The sequence below is a fragment of the Luteimonas sp. BLCC-B24 genome, assembly GCF_028550595.1.
Classification (GTDB): domain Bacteria; phylum Pseudomonadota; class Gammaproteobacteria; order Xanthomonadales; family Xanthomonadaceae; genus Luteimonas.
Map to the genome: position 1 here is coordinate 663,603 of NZ_JAQQGN010000001.1, position 15,439 is coordinate 679,041.

Consider the following 15,439-nt stretch of genomic DNA (forward strand, 5'->3'; position numbering starts at 1 on the left):
CGCTTCGGCTTGCCAATGAATGGCCATTGCAGACCGCAGACCCGGAGGGCGCCGCACATGGATGTGAGGCGTTTTTCGACCGAGCCATGGAAGGCGAGTCGAAAAATCCCGGAACGAATGACTCACCGGATGTGCTTCGTCGGGGAAGCGTTTTTCTTTGGTTCCGTTTCTTTTGCCGCTTAGCAAAAGAAATGAACTCGGCCGCGCCAGCGGACGAAAGCGTTTGATCTTCGCTTGGAATGCTGAAGCAAGGCTTCCTCTCGCCTTGCGGCGAGCGGTTCACTTTTCTTTGCTGGCCCACGCGCGCAGCGCGAACGGCGCAGCCGGCCCGAAGGGCGAGCATCGAAGATGCGAGTAAAGAAAAGTAACCAAAAGAAAGGGCCTTCCCGACGGAGCGAACCCGGCCAGTCATTCGTTCCGGGATTTTCCGACTCGGCATCCTGCCTCGGTCGGAAAACGCCGGCCATCCATGGCCGGCGCCCTTCGGGTCTACGGGCATCGCCGTGCGCGTCACGGAAATCAAAGCGGAACTCCACACGGCGTCACAGCAATTGGACAACCTCAGACCGCATCCGACAACGACGTGAACGTGAAGTCCCGCAGCCGCATCGGCGGCAGCATCATCACCAGCGACGACTCGTCGCCGCCCACGCGCACCGGACGTCCCAGCGCGTCTATGTTGTTGAGCATGATCACCGGCGACTCGTTGAAGCGGAAATTCTTCAGCGGGTACTTGATCTCGCCGTTCTCGATGTAGAACGTGCCGTCGCGGGTGAGGCCGGTCAGCAGCACGGTCTGCGGATCGACCATGCGGATGTACCAGGTGCGCGTGACCAGGATGCCGCGATCGGTGCCGCGGATCAGGTCGGCGGTCGTGCCCTCGCCGCCCGACATCAGTAGGTTGCCCGGACGGCCCACGGCGCGCTTGCCCTGCTGCTGGGCCCAGAAGCGCGAATAGTCGAGGTTGGCGATCTTGCCGTTCTCGATGATCGGCATGCGCTCGCGCGGCAGGCCGTCGCCGTCCCACGGCATGACCGCGGCTTCGGGATGCCAGGGGTCGGCGATGATGTTCACGCGCGGGTCGTAGACCTGCTCGCCGAGCTTGTTGCCGCCGCCGCGCTTGGACAGGAAGCTGCGGCCCTCGTCCGCGGTCCGCGCGTCGAAGAAGCGCATCATAAAACTGATCAGGCCCGCCGCCGCGGCCGGCTCCAGGATCACCGTGTACTTGCCCGGCTCCAGCGCCTGTGCCTCGGCCGAATCGCTGGCCTTGCGCATCGCCACGCGCACGTCGCGCTCGGCATTGAACTCGCTCGCGTCCTTGAGGTTGCGCCCCACCCAGCCCGACCCGCGCCCGTCCTCGGTGCGCACGGTGCAGGTGTAGTTGAAGTTGGTCGCCTGCTGGTAGCCGAAGTTGCCGTTGCTGTTGGCGAACGCGACGAAGCTCTTGCCGTCGTCGAGAAAGCCCGCGGCGATCAGGTTCTCGGCGCGACACGGTGCGATCGAACCCGCCGCGACGTTGGCGCGGAATTCGGGCGTGATCGCGGCCGTCGACTCGCTGAAGGTGGGGCTGGGGCGATACTCCTGTTTGCCGATCGCCGGCAGGAATTCCGGATTCTCCGGCGCCAGCCGCGCGAGATCTTCCGCGCGCTTGACCACGCTCGCGAGCGAAGCATCGTCGAAGGCGTTGATGCTGGCCGTGCCCACGCGCTTGCCGAATGCGACCTGCACGGCGAGTTCGGCATTGGTGACGATGCCGCTGGTGGAGACGTTGTTGAGCGCGAAGCGGATGTTGCCGGCGACCGAGCCGGCCAGCGTGGCCGTGCACTCGTCGGCGGTGGACAGGGCCACGGTCTTTTCGAGGATCTCGCGTGCCTGGGCTTCGGTGAAGATGGTCATGGTCGGAGCTCCTTAGCCGAGCGAACGCGCGGTGTTGATGACGTTGATGCCGTCGAAGCGGGTGGTCGACGAACCGTGCGACACGGCCGAGACCTGGCTCGGCTGCCCCTTGCCGTCGAAGAACGAGCCGCCGAGGCGGTAGTCGCGCTCGTCGCAGATCGCGGTGCAGGCGTTCCAGAATTCCGGCGTGCGGATCTGGTAGGCCACGTCCTCGACCATGCCGGTGATGGCGCCGTCCTTGATCTCGTAGAACAGCTGGCCGCCGAACTGCGCGTTGTAGCGCTGCTGGTCGATCGAGAACGAACCGTCGCCGATGATGTAGATGCCGTTCTCGACGTTCTTGATCATGTCCGCGACGCTCAGCCGCGACTTGCCCGGCGCCAGCGACACGTTGGGCATGCGCTGGAACTGCACGCTCGACCACGAATCGGCGTAGCAGCAGCCGTCGGATTCGGTCTTGCCGAGGATGTGGGCCTGGTCGCGGATGGTCTGGAAATCCACCAGGCGGCCGTTGCTGATCAGATCCCAGCGCTTGGTCGCCACGCCTTCGTCGTCGAAGCCCACGGCGCCGAGGCTGCCGGGCTGGGTCTTGTCGGCGAACAGGGTGACGATGTCGCTGCCGTACTGGAACCGCTCGGCACGTCGGTCGAGATTGGCGAAACTGGTGCCGGCGTAGTTGGCCTCGTAGCCGAGCACGCGGTCGAGTTCCAGCGGGTGGCCCACGTTCTCGTGGATGGTGAGCCAGAGGTTGGAGGGATCGAGCACCAGGTCGTAGCGGCCCGGCTTGACCGACGGCGCCCGCAGTTTCTCCTGCGCCTGGCGCGCCGCGGCGATGGCGTCCTCGCGCATGTCGTAGGACCGGCCGTAGTTCACCACGCCGTTGGGCGAGACGAACTTCTGCGAGGCGTCGCCGTCGAGATACTCGTAGCCCATGCCCATCGGCGAGGACAGGCCGCTGCGGGTGCGGAACTTGCCGCTGGCGGTGTCGATCGCGGTGACCGTCATCGGTGCCCAGATGCGGTGCACGTCCTGGTCGATGTAGGAGCCGTCGGTGCTGGCGAAGTATTTCTGCTCGTTGACCAGGAACAGCGTGGAGTTGACGAAGCTCGCGCCCGCGCCGATCGCCGCGGCATTGACGCCGAGCAGCAGGTCCACCTTCTCGGCGACCGGCACTTCCATCGCATTCTTGGTCAGCGGCGTACGCCAGGACACCTCGCCCACGCCGCGCACGGGCGCCAGTTGCACCGGTGCGGTCTGCACCTTGGCATTGGCCATCGCGATGGCGGTGGCCTGACGCGCGGCCTCGGCCACGCCCTGCTCGGTCAGCGTATTGGTGGCCGCGAAGCCCCAGGCGCCGCCGGCGATCACGCGCACGCCGACGCCGGTGGATTCGGTGCTGACGACGTTCTGCACCTTGTCCTCGCGGGTCATCACGAACTGGCGCAGGTAACGCCCCACGCGCACGTCGCAGTAGGTGGCGCCGGCGGACGTGGCGGCATTGAGGCCGGCATCGGCGAGCCGCTTCTTGAAGCCGACATCGAGCGCGGACATCAGCTGTTCGGCGGCGATGACCTTGCCGAAGACGGCAGGCAGCAGCAGGCCGCCCGCACCGACACTGGCGAGGGCGAGAAAATCGCGTCTATGCAAGGGAGCTCTCCCGAAGCGAAGGCCCGCGGCGGTGTGCCGTGGGCGGAGTGGCGGGTGCAGCCGCGCCGTCGGCGCGCCGTCCCGATTCTTGACCCGGCCGCGACGCAACGTCCAGTGACTTTTGGCACAGACGCCGCGATCGGTGGAGATCCGATCGGCGGATTCGTGACGGGTGATCCGAACGGACGACAGCCGCCGCCCTTCCGCCCTCTCGAATCACGAGTCACGAATCACAAGTTGCGCGCGGTATTGATGATGTTGATGCCGTCGAACCGGGTGGTCGCCGAGCCGTGCGACACCGCCGAGACCTGGCTGGGCTGGCCCTTGCCGTCGAAGAACGAGCCGCCGAGGCGGAAATCGCGTGCGTCGCAGATCGCGCTGCACGCGTTCCAGAACTCCGGGGTGCGGATCTGGTACGCGGCATCCTCGACCATGCCGGCGATCTCGCCGTTCCTGATCTCGTAGTACAGCTGGCCGCCGAACTGGGCGTTGTAGCGCTGCTGGTCGATCGAATACGAGCCGCGACCGTGGATGTAGAGGCCGCGCTCCACCCCGGCGATCATCTCCGCGACCGTCAGCGGCGTCTTTCCCGGCGCCAGCGACACGTTGGGCATGCGCTGGAACTGCACGCTCGACCAGGCGTCGGCATAGCTGCAGCCGTCCGATTCGGTCTTGCCGAGGATGTGGGCTTGGTCGCGCGTGGCCTGGTAGTCGACCAGGATGCCGTCCTTGACCAGATCCCAGCGCTTGGTCGGCACGCCTTCGTCGTCGAAGCCGACGGCGCCGAGGCTTCCGGGCTGGGTCTTGTCGGCGAAGAAATTGACGATGTCGCTGCCCCAGCGATAGCCCGCGTCGCGCTTGTCGAGCGTGGCGAAGCTGGTGCCGGCGTAGTTGGCCTCGTAGCCGAGCACGCGGTCGAGCTCGAGCGGGTGGCCGACGTTCTCGTGGATGGTCAGGAACAGGTTTGAGGGGTCGAGCACCAGGTCGTAGCGACCCGGCGTCACCGAGCGTGCGGTCAGCTTCTCGCGCGCCTGGCGCGCGGCGGCCTGCGCATCGGCGCGCATGTCGTAGGCCTGGCCGTAGGCGGTCACGCCGCCGGGCAGCTCGAAACGCTGCGCGGGATCCGGCGTCAGGTACTCGTAGCCCAGCCCCATCGGCGCCGAGAGGCCGTCGCGGGTGCGGAACCTGCCGCTGGCCTTGTCCAGCGCGGTCACGGTGAACGGTGCCCAGATCCGGTGCACGTCCTGGTCGATGTAGGAGCCGTCGGTGCTGGCGAAATACTTCTGCTCGTTGACCAGGAACATCCGCGAACTGACGAAGTCCGCGCCCGCCGCCATCGCCGCCGCGTTGACGTCCATCAGCAGCGCCACCTTCTCCTCCAGCGGCACGGTCATGCCGTTGCGGCGCATCGGCGTGGCCCAGCGCACGTCGCCGACGCCGCGCACCGGTGCCAGCTGCACCGGCGTGGTCTGGATGCGCGCATTGGCCTTGGCGATCGCCAGCGCCTGACGCGTGGCCTCGGCGATGCCGTCGGGATCCAGCGCGCGCGTGGCCGCGAAGCCCCAGGCGCCATCGGCGATCACCCGGATGCCGACGCCGGTGGACTCCTCGTTGACCACGTTCTCGACCCGTGTCTCGCGCGTCATCACGTACTGGCGCAAGTAACGCCCGATGCGCACGTCGCAATAGCTGCCACCGCCGTCGCGCGAGGCCTGCAGCGCGACATCGGCGAGCCGCTTCTTCAGCGCCGGATCGAGTGTGCTGGCCAGGTCTTCGGCCGCGATCGCACGGCCGATGCCGCCAGGCAGAAGCAGGCTGCCCAGTCCGATGCCGCCGTAGGCCATGAAGTCGCGACGCCGCATTGCATTCTCCCCCGCGGCGAGCGCCGCTCAGCGCCCGATTCTTGGTCGCAGGCGCCGCATGCGTCAAATCCGATTCGTGCAGAAGCGCGCGCGATGAGGTTTGGCCGGCAGACCCCTGCTCGTGCGCGAGCCCGCGCGTGCACGTGCACGTGCACGTGCAAGCAGGCACGATCGGCACAGGCGCCGCCCGGTGTGCCCGCCTATGCTTGGCCGCTGTCCCGATCGACCGGAAGTACCCGCATGCGCCAGTCCCTGCTCGCCGTCGCCGTCCTTACCGCCGTCCTCGCCGGCTGCCACCGCGAGGCGCCGACCGCACCCGGCACCACGCAGGACGGCACGGCCGCCGTGGCCGCGACACAGGCGGACGCGGCGTTCACCGAACTCTCCAGGCGCTATCTCGACGAAGCCATGCGCCTGTCGCCGATCTCGGCCACGCAGATCGGCGATCACCGCTTCGACGCCGAGGTCGACGACCTGTCCGAAGCGGGGCGCCAGGCGAGCCTCGACTTCAATCGTCGCTATCTCGCCGAACTCGACGGCATCGATTTCGACGCGCTCTCGCGCGACAACCACGTCGATGCGCTGATCCTCAGGAACACGCTCGAGTACGGCATCTGGGATACCGAGACGCTGCAGAGCTGGGCCTGGGATCCGCAGCTCTACAGCGGCCTGGCCGGCGGCGCGATCTACAACCTGATGGCGCGCGAGTTCGCACCGATGCCCGAGCGTCTGCAGTCGGCGGTCGCGCGCATGGAGAAGATTCCGACGATCCTCGTCCAGGCCCGCGAGAACCTCGACCCCGCGCGCGTGCCTCCCACGCATGCGCGCACCGTGGCCGCGCAGAACCGCGGCGTGCTGTCGCTGATCGACACCTTCATCACCCCCAACGCCGATCAGCTGCAGGGCGAGGACCGCGCGCGCCTCGACGCGGCGGTCGAAGGCCTGCGCAAGGCGGTCGACGAGCACCAGGCCTGGCTCGACGGCACCCTGGTCCCGAACGCCAAGGGCGAGTTCCGCATCGGCGCCGAGAAGTACGACCAGAAGCTCAAGTTCGCGCTGAACTCCTCGTTGAGTCGCCAGGACATCCGCCAGCGCGCCGAGGCCGAACTGACCCGCATCCGCGACGAGATGTACGTCGTCGCGCAGGCCGTGCTCAAGGATCGCGCGGGCGCGCCGGAGACGCCGACGGACCCGACCGAAGACCAGCGCCAGGCGGCGATCGAAGCCGCGATGGAAGTCGCCTACGCCGACAAGCCGGGCCGCGACGAGGTCGTCGACTTCGCCCGGCACACGCTGGACGTCGCGACCGGGTTCACCCGCCAGCACGATCTGGTCACCGTGCCGGATGACCCGGTCAAGATCATCCTGATGCCGGAATTCCAGCGCGGCGTCGCGGTCGCCTACTGCGATTCGCCCGGTCCGCTCGACAAGGGCCTGGACACCTACTACGCGATCTCGCCGATCCCGGACGACTGGGACGACGCCCAGGTCGATTCGTTTCTGCGTGAGTACAACAGGCACATGATCCACGTGCTGACGATCCACGAGGCGATGCCGGGGCACTACCTCGAGGGCGCGCATTCGGTGAACCATCCCTCGACGTTGCGCGCGGTGCTGCGCTCCGGCCCGTTCGCCGAAGGCTGGGCCGTCTACACCGAGCGGATGATGGCCGACGCCGGCTATGCCGACAACGATCCGCTGTTCCGGCTGATGCAGTTGAAGTTCTACGCGCGCGCGGTCGCCAACGCGATCCTCGACCAGGGCATCCACGTCGACAACTGGAGCAAGGAACAGGCGATGGACCTGATGGTCCGCCAGACCTTCCAGCAGACCAGCGAAGCGGAAGGCAAGTGGATCCGCGCGCAGCTGTCGTCGACCCAGCTTGCGACCTACTTCGTCGGCGCGCAGGAACACTTCGACGCGCGCAAGGCCGCCGAAGCCAAGGCCGGCGAAGCGTTCAACCTCAAGCAGTACCACGACGCGATGCTCGCCCAGGGCGCGCCGCCGGTACGCTTCGCGCGTCAGCTGATGCTGGACGAGGCCATCCAGTAAGGCCCGCACGCGTTTCGCACCGCGGGCCGTCCGCGGCGCCGTCCTTACGCCGTGCCGATCGTGACGCCCGGCGCCGGCGCGTGTCTCAGCGCGCGACCGGCGCCCGTGCGCCGATGCGCATGCCGGCGGTGTGACCCGCCCAGACGGCCAGTAGCCAGGCGAGGATCGACACGCCGAGATTGAGGCCGGCCAGCCGAGGCGCGCCGGCCTCGACGAGGTAGAGCGTTTCCAGGCTGAAGACCGAGAACGTGGTGAAGCCGCCGCAGACGCCGGCCAGCAGGAACTGGCGCTGCGCGGGCGTGACGACGACCCGCCCTCCGGGCCCGGTCACCGCAGCGAACAGTCCGATCAGGAACGAGCCGACGGTGTTCACGGTCAACGTGCCCCAGGGAAAGCCGGTACCGAGCAGGTGCAGCATCGCGAGCGAGCAGCCGTAACGCGCGACCGCGCCCAGCGCGCTGCCCAGCATCACCGCGGCATACAGCCGCCCCGCCCTCGCGCTCATCCGCGGCTTCCGACGTGCAGCGCCAGCAGGTAACCCGTCGCCACCGCGGCCAGACAGCCGATCGCCGACGCGGCCACGTTGCCCAGTGCGCGCGCGTAAGCCCGGTCGCGCAGCAGAGCCCACGTCTGGAGCGAGAACGAGGAGACGGTGGTGTAGCTGCCGAGCACGCCGATGGCCAGGCCGGTCCACATCGGCACGTGCAGCACCGCATGTCCTGCGCGCTCCGTCCACAGTGCCGCCAGCACGCCGATCGCGAACGCGCCGCTCACGTTGACCACCAGCGTGCCCCAGGGAAAGACCTCGCCGAGCCGGCGTGCGACCGCGCCCGACAGCCAGAACCGCGCCGCCCCGCCGAGGGCGCCGCCGATCGCTACGCCCAGAAGCTGCAGGGTCCAGTGCATGCCGTCTCCGTGATCAGGTCATCGCGCAGCGAGCACTGCAGCGCGCCGGCGCACGCTACGCCGCGCGTGGCCGGCTGACAACCGGCGACGTGGCAGCGATGCGACGCTGTCGATCACGCGAGGACACTGAAGCGCACCACCGGCCACGTGTCACGCGCTGGGCCACGGGCGCGGATTAAACGTTGGCGTTCGTTGCTTATCCAGGGCCCCGTTGCCTCCTGCGCACACCGCGTGCGACACGCGATGCTTTGCGAGCGGGGAGATCGCACATCGGGTACTGCACGGCACATCGGGCTGTCATGGCGCTGACACTGATACGAAGCGGGCATCGCGGCGCGCCGGTCGTCGGCAGGCATGTTCAGCGTGCCGCCTCGAACGCCTCGGCCAGTGTCTGCACGCGGCCGCAGTAACTCGGATCATAGCCGGGCAGCAGGCCGAGCTCGCGCCGGAAGCGCTCGCTGCGCAGCAGGGCCAGCAGATCGGTGAGCCGGCCGGACTCGAGAACGTCGTTGTGGCACAGGAAGAAGTAGTGCTCGGTGACCAGCGGGAAAAAGTCCAGCCCGTACCGGCGCGCGGGCGGCTCCAGCGCAAACCCGACGTCCGCCAGACCACTGGCCACATAGGCCGACACGGCGGCATGCGTGAGTTCCTCGACGTCGCAGGCACGGATGCGTTCGAACGCGATGCCGTGACGCCGGAGCATCGCCTCGAGCAGCAGCCGCGTGCCCGAGCCCGGCTGCCGGTGGATCATGCGGATGTCGGGACGCTCGAGATCCTGCAGGGTCTGGATGCGCCGCGGATTGCCCGGCGCCAGCACCAGGCCCTGGCGGCGCATCGCCAGGTGGATCACGCGGTCGGCGTCGAGATCGAGGCGGTCCCGGTAATGCGCGAACAGCGCCGGCTCGAGATCACCGATCGGCAGGTGCAGACCGGCGATGTCGCAGGCGCCGCTGCGCAGTGCCGACAGCGCATCGTCCGGGCTGCGGTATTTGAGGTCCAGCGGAAGATCGGCCTCAGCCATCGCGCGCCGCAAGGTCTCGACCCCGAAGCCGTGCGAGGCGTGCACGCGCAGCGGCATCGCGTGTGCGCTGACGGTGCGTTCGAGTTCGGCTTCGAGCTCGGTCGCCAGGCTGTCGAGCATCGGCGACAGGCGCGCGGCGATGCGATTGTCGGCCCAGACCAGACGTTCGCCGATCGCGGTCAAGCGTGCGCCGCGGCCCCGGGTCATGCGCAGCAAGGGCTGCCCGAAGACGTCCCGCGCGGCCTGCAACTGGCCCCAGGCGTAGCGGTAGGACAGGCCCACGCTCCGTGCGGCGGCCGCCAGCGAGCCGCTCGCACGCACCGCCACCAGCAGATCGACCAGATGCGCGGGTAGACGGACGCCGTCGGCGCTTTCGAGCTCCCAGCGTGGCTGGATACGGACCTTGTACATGCGGACCCTCGTGCACGCGTCGGGCAGCGCGCGCCCGCCGCAGATTCAATATGTTCCCCAGAGCCGGATATTCGACCAATAGCGGTGGCCCGGCAAGCGGCGTCGGCGTAGGGTTGCGACACTTTGTCGCAGCCAATATGCGGCCAAGAACATAAACAAAGGGGCGGCCGCGCCCCGCACACCGTCCGGGGACGACTTCATGGCCGACAGTTCCACCACCACGCGCGCGGCCCGCCGCGCACCCGAGGGCAGCCTGCTCTCGAAGGAACGCATCATCGCCAGGCCCGGCTTCAACCGCTGGCTGGTCCCGCCGGCCGCGCTGGCGATCCACCTGTGCATTGGCATGGCCTACGGCTTCAGCGTGTTCTGGCTGCCGCTGTCGATGGCCGTCGGCATCAGTGCGCCGATCGCCTGCGGCCCGGAACTCGGGTTCTTCGCGCGCATCACCTCGGCCGGCTGCGACTGGCAGATCAGCGAACTGCAATGGATGTACACGCTGTTCTTCGTGCTGCTGGGCTGCTCGGCGGCGATCTGGGGCGGCTGGCTGGAACGCGTCGGCCCGCGCAAGGCCGGCTTCGTCGCCGCGCTGTGCTGGTGCGGCGGCTTGCTGATCTCCGCGCTGGGCGTGCACCTGCACCAGATCTGGATGCTGTGGCTGGGCTCGGGCGTGATCGGCGGTATCGGTCTGGGCCTGGGCTACATCTCGCCCGTCTCGACACTGATCAAGTGGTTCCCGGACCGCCGCGGCATGGCGACCGGCATGGCGATCATGGGCTTCGGCGGCGGCGCGCTGATCGGCAGCCCGCTGGCCGACATGCTGATGCGCCACTTCGCCACCCCGACCTCGGTCGGCGTGAAGGAAACCTTCCTGGTCATGGCCGCGGTCTACTTCGTCTTCATGATGGCCGGCGCGTTCGGCTATCGCGTGCCGCCGACCGGCTGGACGCCCAGGGGCTGGACGCCGCCGCCGGCCAGGGACAACGCGATGATCACCCAGGGCCACGTGCACGTGAAGCGCGTCTGGGGCATTCCGCAGTTCTGGCTGGTGTGGGCGGTGCTGTGCCTGAACGTCTCGGCCGGTATCGGCGTGCTGGGCCTGGCGTCGCCGATGCTGCAGGAGATGTTCGGCGGCCGCCTGATCGGCGTGGACGCGGGCTTCCGCGAGCTGAGCGCCGAACAGCTCTCGGCGATCGCGGCGATCGCGGCCGGCTTCGTCGGCATGCTCAGCCTGGCCAACATCATCGGCCGGTTCTTCTGGGCGTCGATGTCGGACAAGTTCGGCCGCAAGCTCACCTACTCGATCTTCTTCGTGCTCGGCATCGCGCTCTACGCCTCGGCGCCGACGCTCGGCAACGCCGGTTCGATCGCGCTGTTCGTCATCGCATTCTGCGTGATCCTGTCGATGTACGGCGGCGGGTTCGCCACCGTGCCGGCGTATCTGGCCGACCTGTTCGGCACCCAGCACGTCGGCGCGATCCACGGCCGCCTGCTGACCGCCTGGGCGACCGCCGGCATCCTCGGTCCGTTCGTCATCGGCTACATGCGCGAGTACCAGCTGGGCCTCGGCATGCCGCCGTCGCAGGTCTACAACACCACGATGTACATCCTCGCCGGCATGCTGGTGCTGGGCCTGGTCTGCAACCTGCTGGTGCGCCCGGTCAATCCCAAGCACTTCATGTCGCCCGAGGAACTGGCGCACGAGAAGCAGCTGGCGCACGAGAAGGTCGATGCCTCGGGCAGGTCGCTGGTGTCGAAGGACGAGATGGACCGTATCGGCTCGGGCGGCAGCCCGCTGCTGGTCGCCTTCTGCTGGGCCGCGGTCGGCATCCCGCTGGCGTTCGGCATCTGGAAGACGCTCGAAAAGGCGCTGGTGCTGTTCTCCTGAGGCCATGACACCGGCGCCCGCTCACGCGCGCGCCGGTATCGTTCCGACATGACAGAGCCCACCCGCCACACCGACATCGACTCCGCACCGCCGGCCGGCGCGGTCCGCCGCCCGGTCCAGCGCTGGCGCGGCGGCGCGCTGCGCCGGCTCGACGACCATGTCGCCGAGGAAGTGCCGGTGGCCTTCGTCTACAACGACGTGCCCTTCGCCGTGATGATGGCCACGCCCACCGACCTCGAGGACTTCGCCCGCGGCTTCGCGCTCAGCGAAGGCATCGTGGAAACGCCGGCCGAGGTGGCGATCGAAGGCGTCGAGCAGTTCATCGAAGGCGTCGAGATCCGGCTGCGGATTCCCGACACGCGCGCCGAGGCCTTGGCCCTGCGTCGTCGCAGCATGAGCGGGCGCAGCGGCTGCGGCGTCTGCGGCAGCGAGCTGCTGGAAGCGGCGCTGCGTTATCCCGCCCCGGTCACGACCGACGTGCGCGTCGCACCGGAGTCCCTCGCTCGCGCCCTGGGTGGCCTGCGCGATGCGCAGTCGATCGCGGCGCTGACCGGCGCGACGCATGCCGCCGGCTGGGCCGCGCTCGACGGCACGCTGCTGCTGGCGCGCGAGGACGTCGGCCGCCACAACGCGCTCGACAAGCTCATCGGCGCATTGCACGCGCGCGATGTCGACCCCGCCGGCGGATTTCTCGTCGTCACCAGCCGCGCCAGCTACGAGATGGCGATGAAGGCCGCGAGCGTCGGCATCGCGCTGATGGCGGCGATCTCCGCACCGACCGCATTGGCCATCTCACTCGCCGAACGCGCCCACCTCACCCTGATCGGCTTCGCCCGCGACGACGGGCACGCCGTGTACACCCACGCGCAGCGGTTGCTGCCGCCGACCGCGTCATCGCCGGCACCCGCGCGCCCAGGCAGGACCTCCGCACCATGAGCAACGACACGATCCGCAAGTACGACGGCCCCGCCGGTGGCTGGGGCGCACTCAAGAGCGTGGCCAGGCACCTGAGCGAACAGAAGATCGCACTCAGCGGCGCGAAGACCCTGTTGCGTGCGAACCAGCCCGACGGCTTCGACTGTCCCGGCTGCGCCTGGCCCGATCGCGACCACACCTCGACCTTCGAGTTCTGCGAGAACGGCGCCAAGGCCGTGGCCGCCGAGGCGACGAAGTTCCGCGCCGGCCCGGAACTGTTCGCGACGTACACGGTGACGCAGCTCGCCGAGTACAGCGACTACTGGCTCGAGCAGCAGGGCCGGCTGACCACGCCGATGCGCTACGACGCGGCGACCGACCACTACGTGCCGGTGCGCTGGGACGAGGCCTTCGCGTTGATCGCGCGGCATCTCAACGCCCTGCCCTCGCCCGACGCGGCCATCTTCTACACCTCGGGCCGCACCTCGAACGAGGCCGCGTTCCTGTACCAGCTGTTCGTGCGCGAGTACGGCACCAACAACTTTCCTGACTGCTCGAACATGTGCCACGAGTCGTCCGGCACCGCGATGAAGAAGCAGATCGGCGTCGGCAAGGGCACGGTGTCGCTGCACGACTTCGAACAGGCCGACGGCATCTTCATCTTCGGCCAGAACCCGGGCACCAACCATCCGCGCATGCTCGGCGAGCTGCGCGAGGCGGCCAAGCGCGGGGCGAAGATCGTCTCGTTCAACCCGCTGCGCGAACGCGGGCTGGAGCGCTTCGCCGACCCCCAGGACAAGCTGGAGATGGCGACCTACGGCTCGACGCAGATCTCGTCGGACTACTTCCAGCTCAAGATCGGCGGCGATCTGGCGGCGTTGAAGGGCATGATCAAGCACGTGCTCGAACGCGACATCGAGATCACCGGTAACGGCGGCGCCAGCCTGCTCGACCGCGCCTTCATCGCCGAGCACACCACCGGCTTCGATGCGTTCATGGCCGACGTGCTCGCCGAACCCTGGGACGTGATCATCGAGGAATCCGGCCTCGACGAGGCGCAGATCCGCCGCGCCGGCGAGCTGTACCTGTCGTGCGAACGCGTCATCGCCTGCTGGGGCATGGGCATCACCCAGCACAAGCACTCGGTGGCGACGATCCACATGATCGTCAATCTGCTGCTGCTGCGCGGCAATCTGGGGCGCGAAGGTGCGGGCGCGTGCCCGGTGCGCGGGCACAGCAACGTGCAGGGCGACCGCACGATGATGATCTACGAGAAGCCGCCGGCTGCGTTTCTCGATCGCATCCGCGACGTGTTCGGCTTCGAGCCGCCGCGCGTGGACGGCTATGACACCGTCGGCGCGATCGAGGCGATGCTCGACGGCCGTGCCCGGGTGTTCTTCGGCATGGGTGGCAACTTCGCCATCGCCACGCCCGACACCGAGGCCACGGCGCGCGGCCTGCGCCGTTGCGACCTCACGGTGCACGTGACCACCAAGCTCAACCGCAGTCATCTGGTCCACGGCAGGGACGCGGTGATCCTGCCGTGCCTGGGGCGCACCGAGATCGACATCCAGGCCGGCGGCCCGCAGGGCGTGACGGTCGAGGATTCGATGAGCATGGTGCACCTGTCGTCGGGCATCAATCCGCCGGCCTCAGACACCCTGCTGTCGGAGCCGGCGATCGTCGCGCGTCTGGCGCATGCCACGCTCGGTGCGCGCTCGAAGATCGACTGGCTGGGCGTGATCGAGGACTACGACCGCATCCGCGACATGATCGCGGCGACCTTCGACGACTTCCACGACTTCAATACCCGCGTGCGCGTGCCCGGCGGCTTCCGCCTGTCGAACACCGCGCGCGATCGCAGATGGGTCAATCCGGCCGGCAAGGCGGTGTTCCTGTCCTGTCCGGTGCCCACCGACAACCCGATCCACCGCGCGCGCCGCACGCACGGCACGCAGCCGGTGTTCACGCTGGCGACCACGCGCTCGCACGACCAGTACAACACCACGATCTACGGCCTCGACGACCGCTACCGCGGCGTGTTCGGCGAGCGGCGCGTGCTGTTCGCGAACGCCGACGACATCGCCGCGCTGGGCATGCGCGCCGGCGACTGGGTGGACCTGGAGAGCATCTGCGACGACGGCGTGCGCCGGCAGGCACCGCGCTTTTTGCTGGTCGAATACAACATCCCGCGCGGCTGTCTGGCGGCGTACTACCCCGAGACCAACCCGCTGGTACCGCTGTCGAGTTTCGCCGACGAGTCGCGCACGCCCACGTCGAAATCGGTGCCGGTGATCGTCACCCCGCACGTCGCCGACGTCGGCGCGCACGTGCCGCGCCAGCGCGACATCCATGCAATCGTCCGCTGAGGAAGCCCTGCTCGAAGCGCTGTTGGCGGCGCTCGCCGCAGCGCCGGACGGCATGTCGTTGCCGCGGCTGTGCAAGCGACTGGACGTGCGCATGAGCGTGCTGCTGCGCACCCTCGCCTACCTCGGCGACGACGCGATCGGCGACACGTCCGGCCCCGGCTGGGTGCGCACCTTCGAGGACGGCGAGCGCACGCTGGCGCAGCTCACCGACGCCGGCCGCGCGATGGCGCGCTCGCTGGCCGACGACGCGGAACCGGGCGAGGCGCACCATTGACGCGGATGCCACGCGCCGCTAGCCGCAGGCTTGTCCACATCCGATGTGGATCGTCCGATGACAAACATGTGGATAAGCGCCGCAAGCCCGCCTGCGGCGCGGCGCGCGAAACGCTGGTCAAAGTTTGACCATGGCCGTCGGCACGCCGACGCCGCGGGCTTGATCCGCGCACGCTGATGTGCAGTGGCGTCGGCCGTGCCG

Annotated in this window: 11 protein-coding genes; 5 read left to right on the forward strand and 6 right to left on the reverse strand. The window is 68.5% G+C overall.

Translation table 11 applies throughout. The annotated features are described in order from the left end of the window. Nucleotides 1-561 precede the first annotated feature (561 nt). From PQS31_RS03290 to PQS31_RS03300, 3 genes are all read right to left on the reverse strand, one after another. Nucleotides 562-1,896 carry a TldD/PmbA family protein gene (locus tag PQS31_RS03290; RefSeq protein ID WP_272761238.1) on the reverse strand — a complete coding sequence of 445 codons (1,335 nt, stop codon included), beginning with the start codon at nt 1,894-1,896 and terminating at the stop codon, nt 562-564. 12 nt (nt 1,897-1,908) lie between these two features. After that, nucleotides 1,909-3,543: a TldD/PmbA family protein gene (locus tag PQS31_RS03295; RefSeq protein WP_272761239.1), complete on the reverse strand. Its 1,635-nt coding sequence runs from the start codon at nt 3,541-3,543 to the stop codon at nt 1,909-1,911. 230 nt (nt 3,544-3,773) lie between these two features. Continuing rightward, entirely contained in the window at nt 3,774-5,405 is a 1,632-nt protein-coding gene (locus PQS31_RS03300; RefSeq protein ID WP_272761240.1) for a TldD/PmbA family protein, read from the reverse strand. 240 nt (nt 5,406-5,645) lie between these two features. On the opposite strand from PQS31_RS03300, the gene PQS31_RS03305 reads away from it, so the two are divergent. Continuing rightward, nucleotides 5,646-7,457 carry a DUF885 domain-containing protein gene (locus PQS31_RS03305; protein WP_272761241.1) on the forward strand — a complete coding sequence of 604 codons (1,812 nt, stop codon included), beginning with the start codon at nt 5,646-5,648 and terminating at the stop codon, nt 7,455-7,457. Nucleotides 7,458-7,542: 85 nt separating this feature from the next. Here PQS31_RS03305 and PQS31_RS03310 read toward each other — a convergent pair whose 3' ends face one another. The 3 genes from PQS31_RS03310 to PQS31_RS03320 all read right to left on the reverse strand — a co-directional run bounded on the left by PQS31_RS03310 (nt 7,543) and on the right by PQS31_RS03320 (nt 9,795). Continuing rightward, nucleotides 7,543-7,962, reverse strand: coding sequence for a CrcB family protein (locus PQS31_RS03310; RefSeq protein WP_272761242.1), 420 nt, complete (start codon nt 7,960-7,962; stop codon nt 7,543-7,545). Continuing rightward, nucleotides 7,959-8,363, reverse strand: coding sequence for a fluoride efflux transporter CrcB (gene crcB / locus PQS31_RS03315; protein WP_272761243.1), 405 nt, complete (start codon nt 8,361-8,363; stop codon nt 7,959-7,961). The genes PQS31_RS03310 and crcB overlap by 4 nt, the downstream gene beginning before the upstream one ends. A gap of 358 nt (nt 8,364-8,721) precedes the next feature. Beyond that, entirely contained in the window at nt 8,722-9,795 is a 1,074-nt protein-coding gene (locus PQS31_RS03320) for a substrate-binding domain-containing protein (protein WP_272761244.1), read from the reverse strand. A 199-nt stretch (nt 9,796-9,994) separates the two neighbouring features. Here PQS31_RS03320 and PQS31_RS03325 point away from each other — a divergent pair, with 199 nt between their 5' ends. From PQS31_RS03325 to PQS31_RS03340, 4 genes are read left to right on the forward strand one after another with little or no spacing between them, the layout of a single operon-like run. Next, nucleotides 9,995-11,680, forward strand: coding sequence for an OFA family MFS transporter (locus PQS31_RS03325; protein ID WP_272761245.1), 1,686 nt, complete (start codon nt 9,995-9,997; stop codon nt 11,678-11,680). Between the two features lie 48 nt (nt 11,681-11,728). Then, nucleotides 11,729-12,616 carry a formate dehydrogenase accessory sulfurtransferase FdhD gene (gene fdhD, locus PQS31_RS03330; RefSeq protein WP_272761246.1) on the forward strand — a complete coding sequence of 296 codons (888 nt, stop codon included), beginning with the start codon at nt 11,729-11,731 and terminating at the stop codon, nt 12,614-12,616. Next, nucleotides 12,613-14,964, forward strand: coding sequence for an FdhF/YdeP family oxidoreductase (locus PQS31_RS03335; protein WP_272761247.1), 2,352 nt, complete (start codon nt 12,613-12,615; stop codon nt 14,962-14,964). The genes fdhD and PQS31_RS03335 overlap by 4 nt, the downstream gene beginning before the upstream one ends. Then, nucleotides 14,948-15,238: a hypothetical protein gene (locus tag PQS31_RS03340; RefSeq protein WP_272761249.1), complete on the forward strand. Its 291-nt coding sequence runs from the start codon at nt 14,948-14,950 to the stop codon at nt 15,236-15,238. The genes PQS31_RS03335 and PQS31_RS03340 overlap by 17 nt, the downstream gene beginning before the upstream one ends. The last annotated feature ends 201 nt before the right edge of the window (nt 15,239-15,439 follow it).

Bases quoted from the DNA above. Each gene is read 5' to 3' on its own strand.
- PQS31_RS03300 (WP_272761240.1), bottom strand. From the start codon at position 5,405: ATGCGGCGTCGCGACTTCATGGCCTACGGCGGCATCGGACTGGGCAGC.
- crcB (WP_272761243.1), bottom strand. From the start codon at position 8,363: ATGCACTGGACCCTGCAGCTTCTGGGCGTAGCGATCGGCGGCGCCCTC.
- PQS31_RS03335 (WP_272761247.1), top strand. From the start codon at position 12,613: ATGAGCAACGACACGATCCGCAAGTACGACGGCCCCGCCGGTGGCTGG.
- PQS31_RS03290 (WP_272761238.1), bottom strand. From the start codon at position 1,896: ATGACCATCTTCACCGAAGCCCAGGCACGCGAGATCCTCGAAAAGACC.
- fdhD (WP_272761246.1), top strand. From the start codon at position 11,729: ATGACAGAGCCCACCCGCCACACCGACATCGACTCCGCACCGCCGGCC.
- PQS31_RS03340 (WP_272761249.1), top strand. From the start codon at position 14,948: ATGCAATCGTCCGCTGAGGAAGCCCTGCTCGAAGCGCTGTTGGCGGCG.
- PQS31_RS03320 (WP_272761244.1), bottom strand. From the start codon at position 9,795: ATGTACAAGGTCCGTATCCAGCCACGCTGGGAGCTCGAAAGCGCCGAC.
- PQS31_RS03310 (WP_272761242.1), bottom strand. From the start codon at position 7,962: ATGAGCGCGAGGGCGGGGCGGCTGTATGCCGCGGTGATGCTGGGCAGC.
- PQS31_RS03305 (WP_272761241.1), top strand. From the start codon at position 5,646: ATGCGCCAGTCCCTGCTCGCCGTCGCCGTCCTTACCGCCGTCCTCGCC.
- PQS31_RS03325 (WP_272761245.1), top strand. From the start codon at position 9,995: ATGGCCGACAGTTCCACCACCACGCGCGCGGCCCGCCGCGCACCCGAG.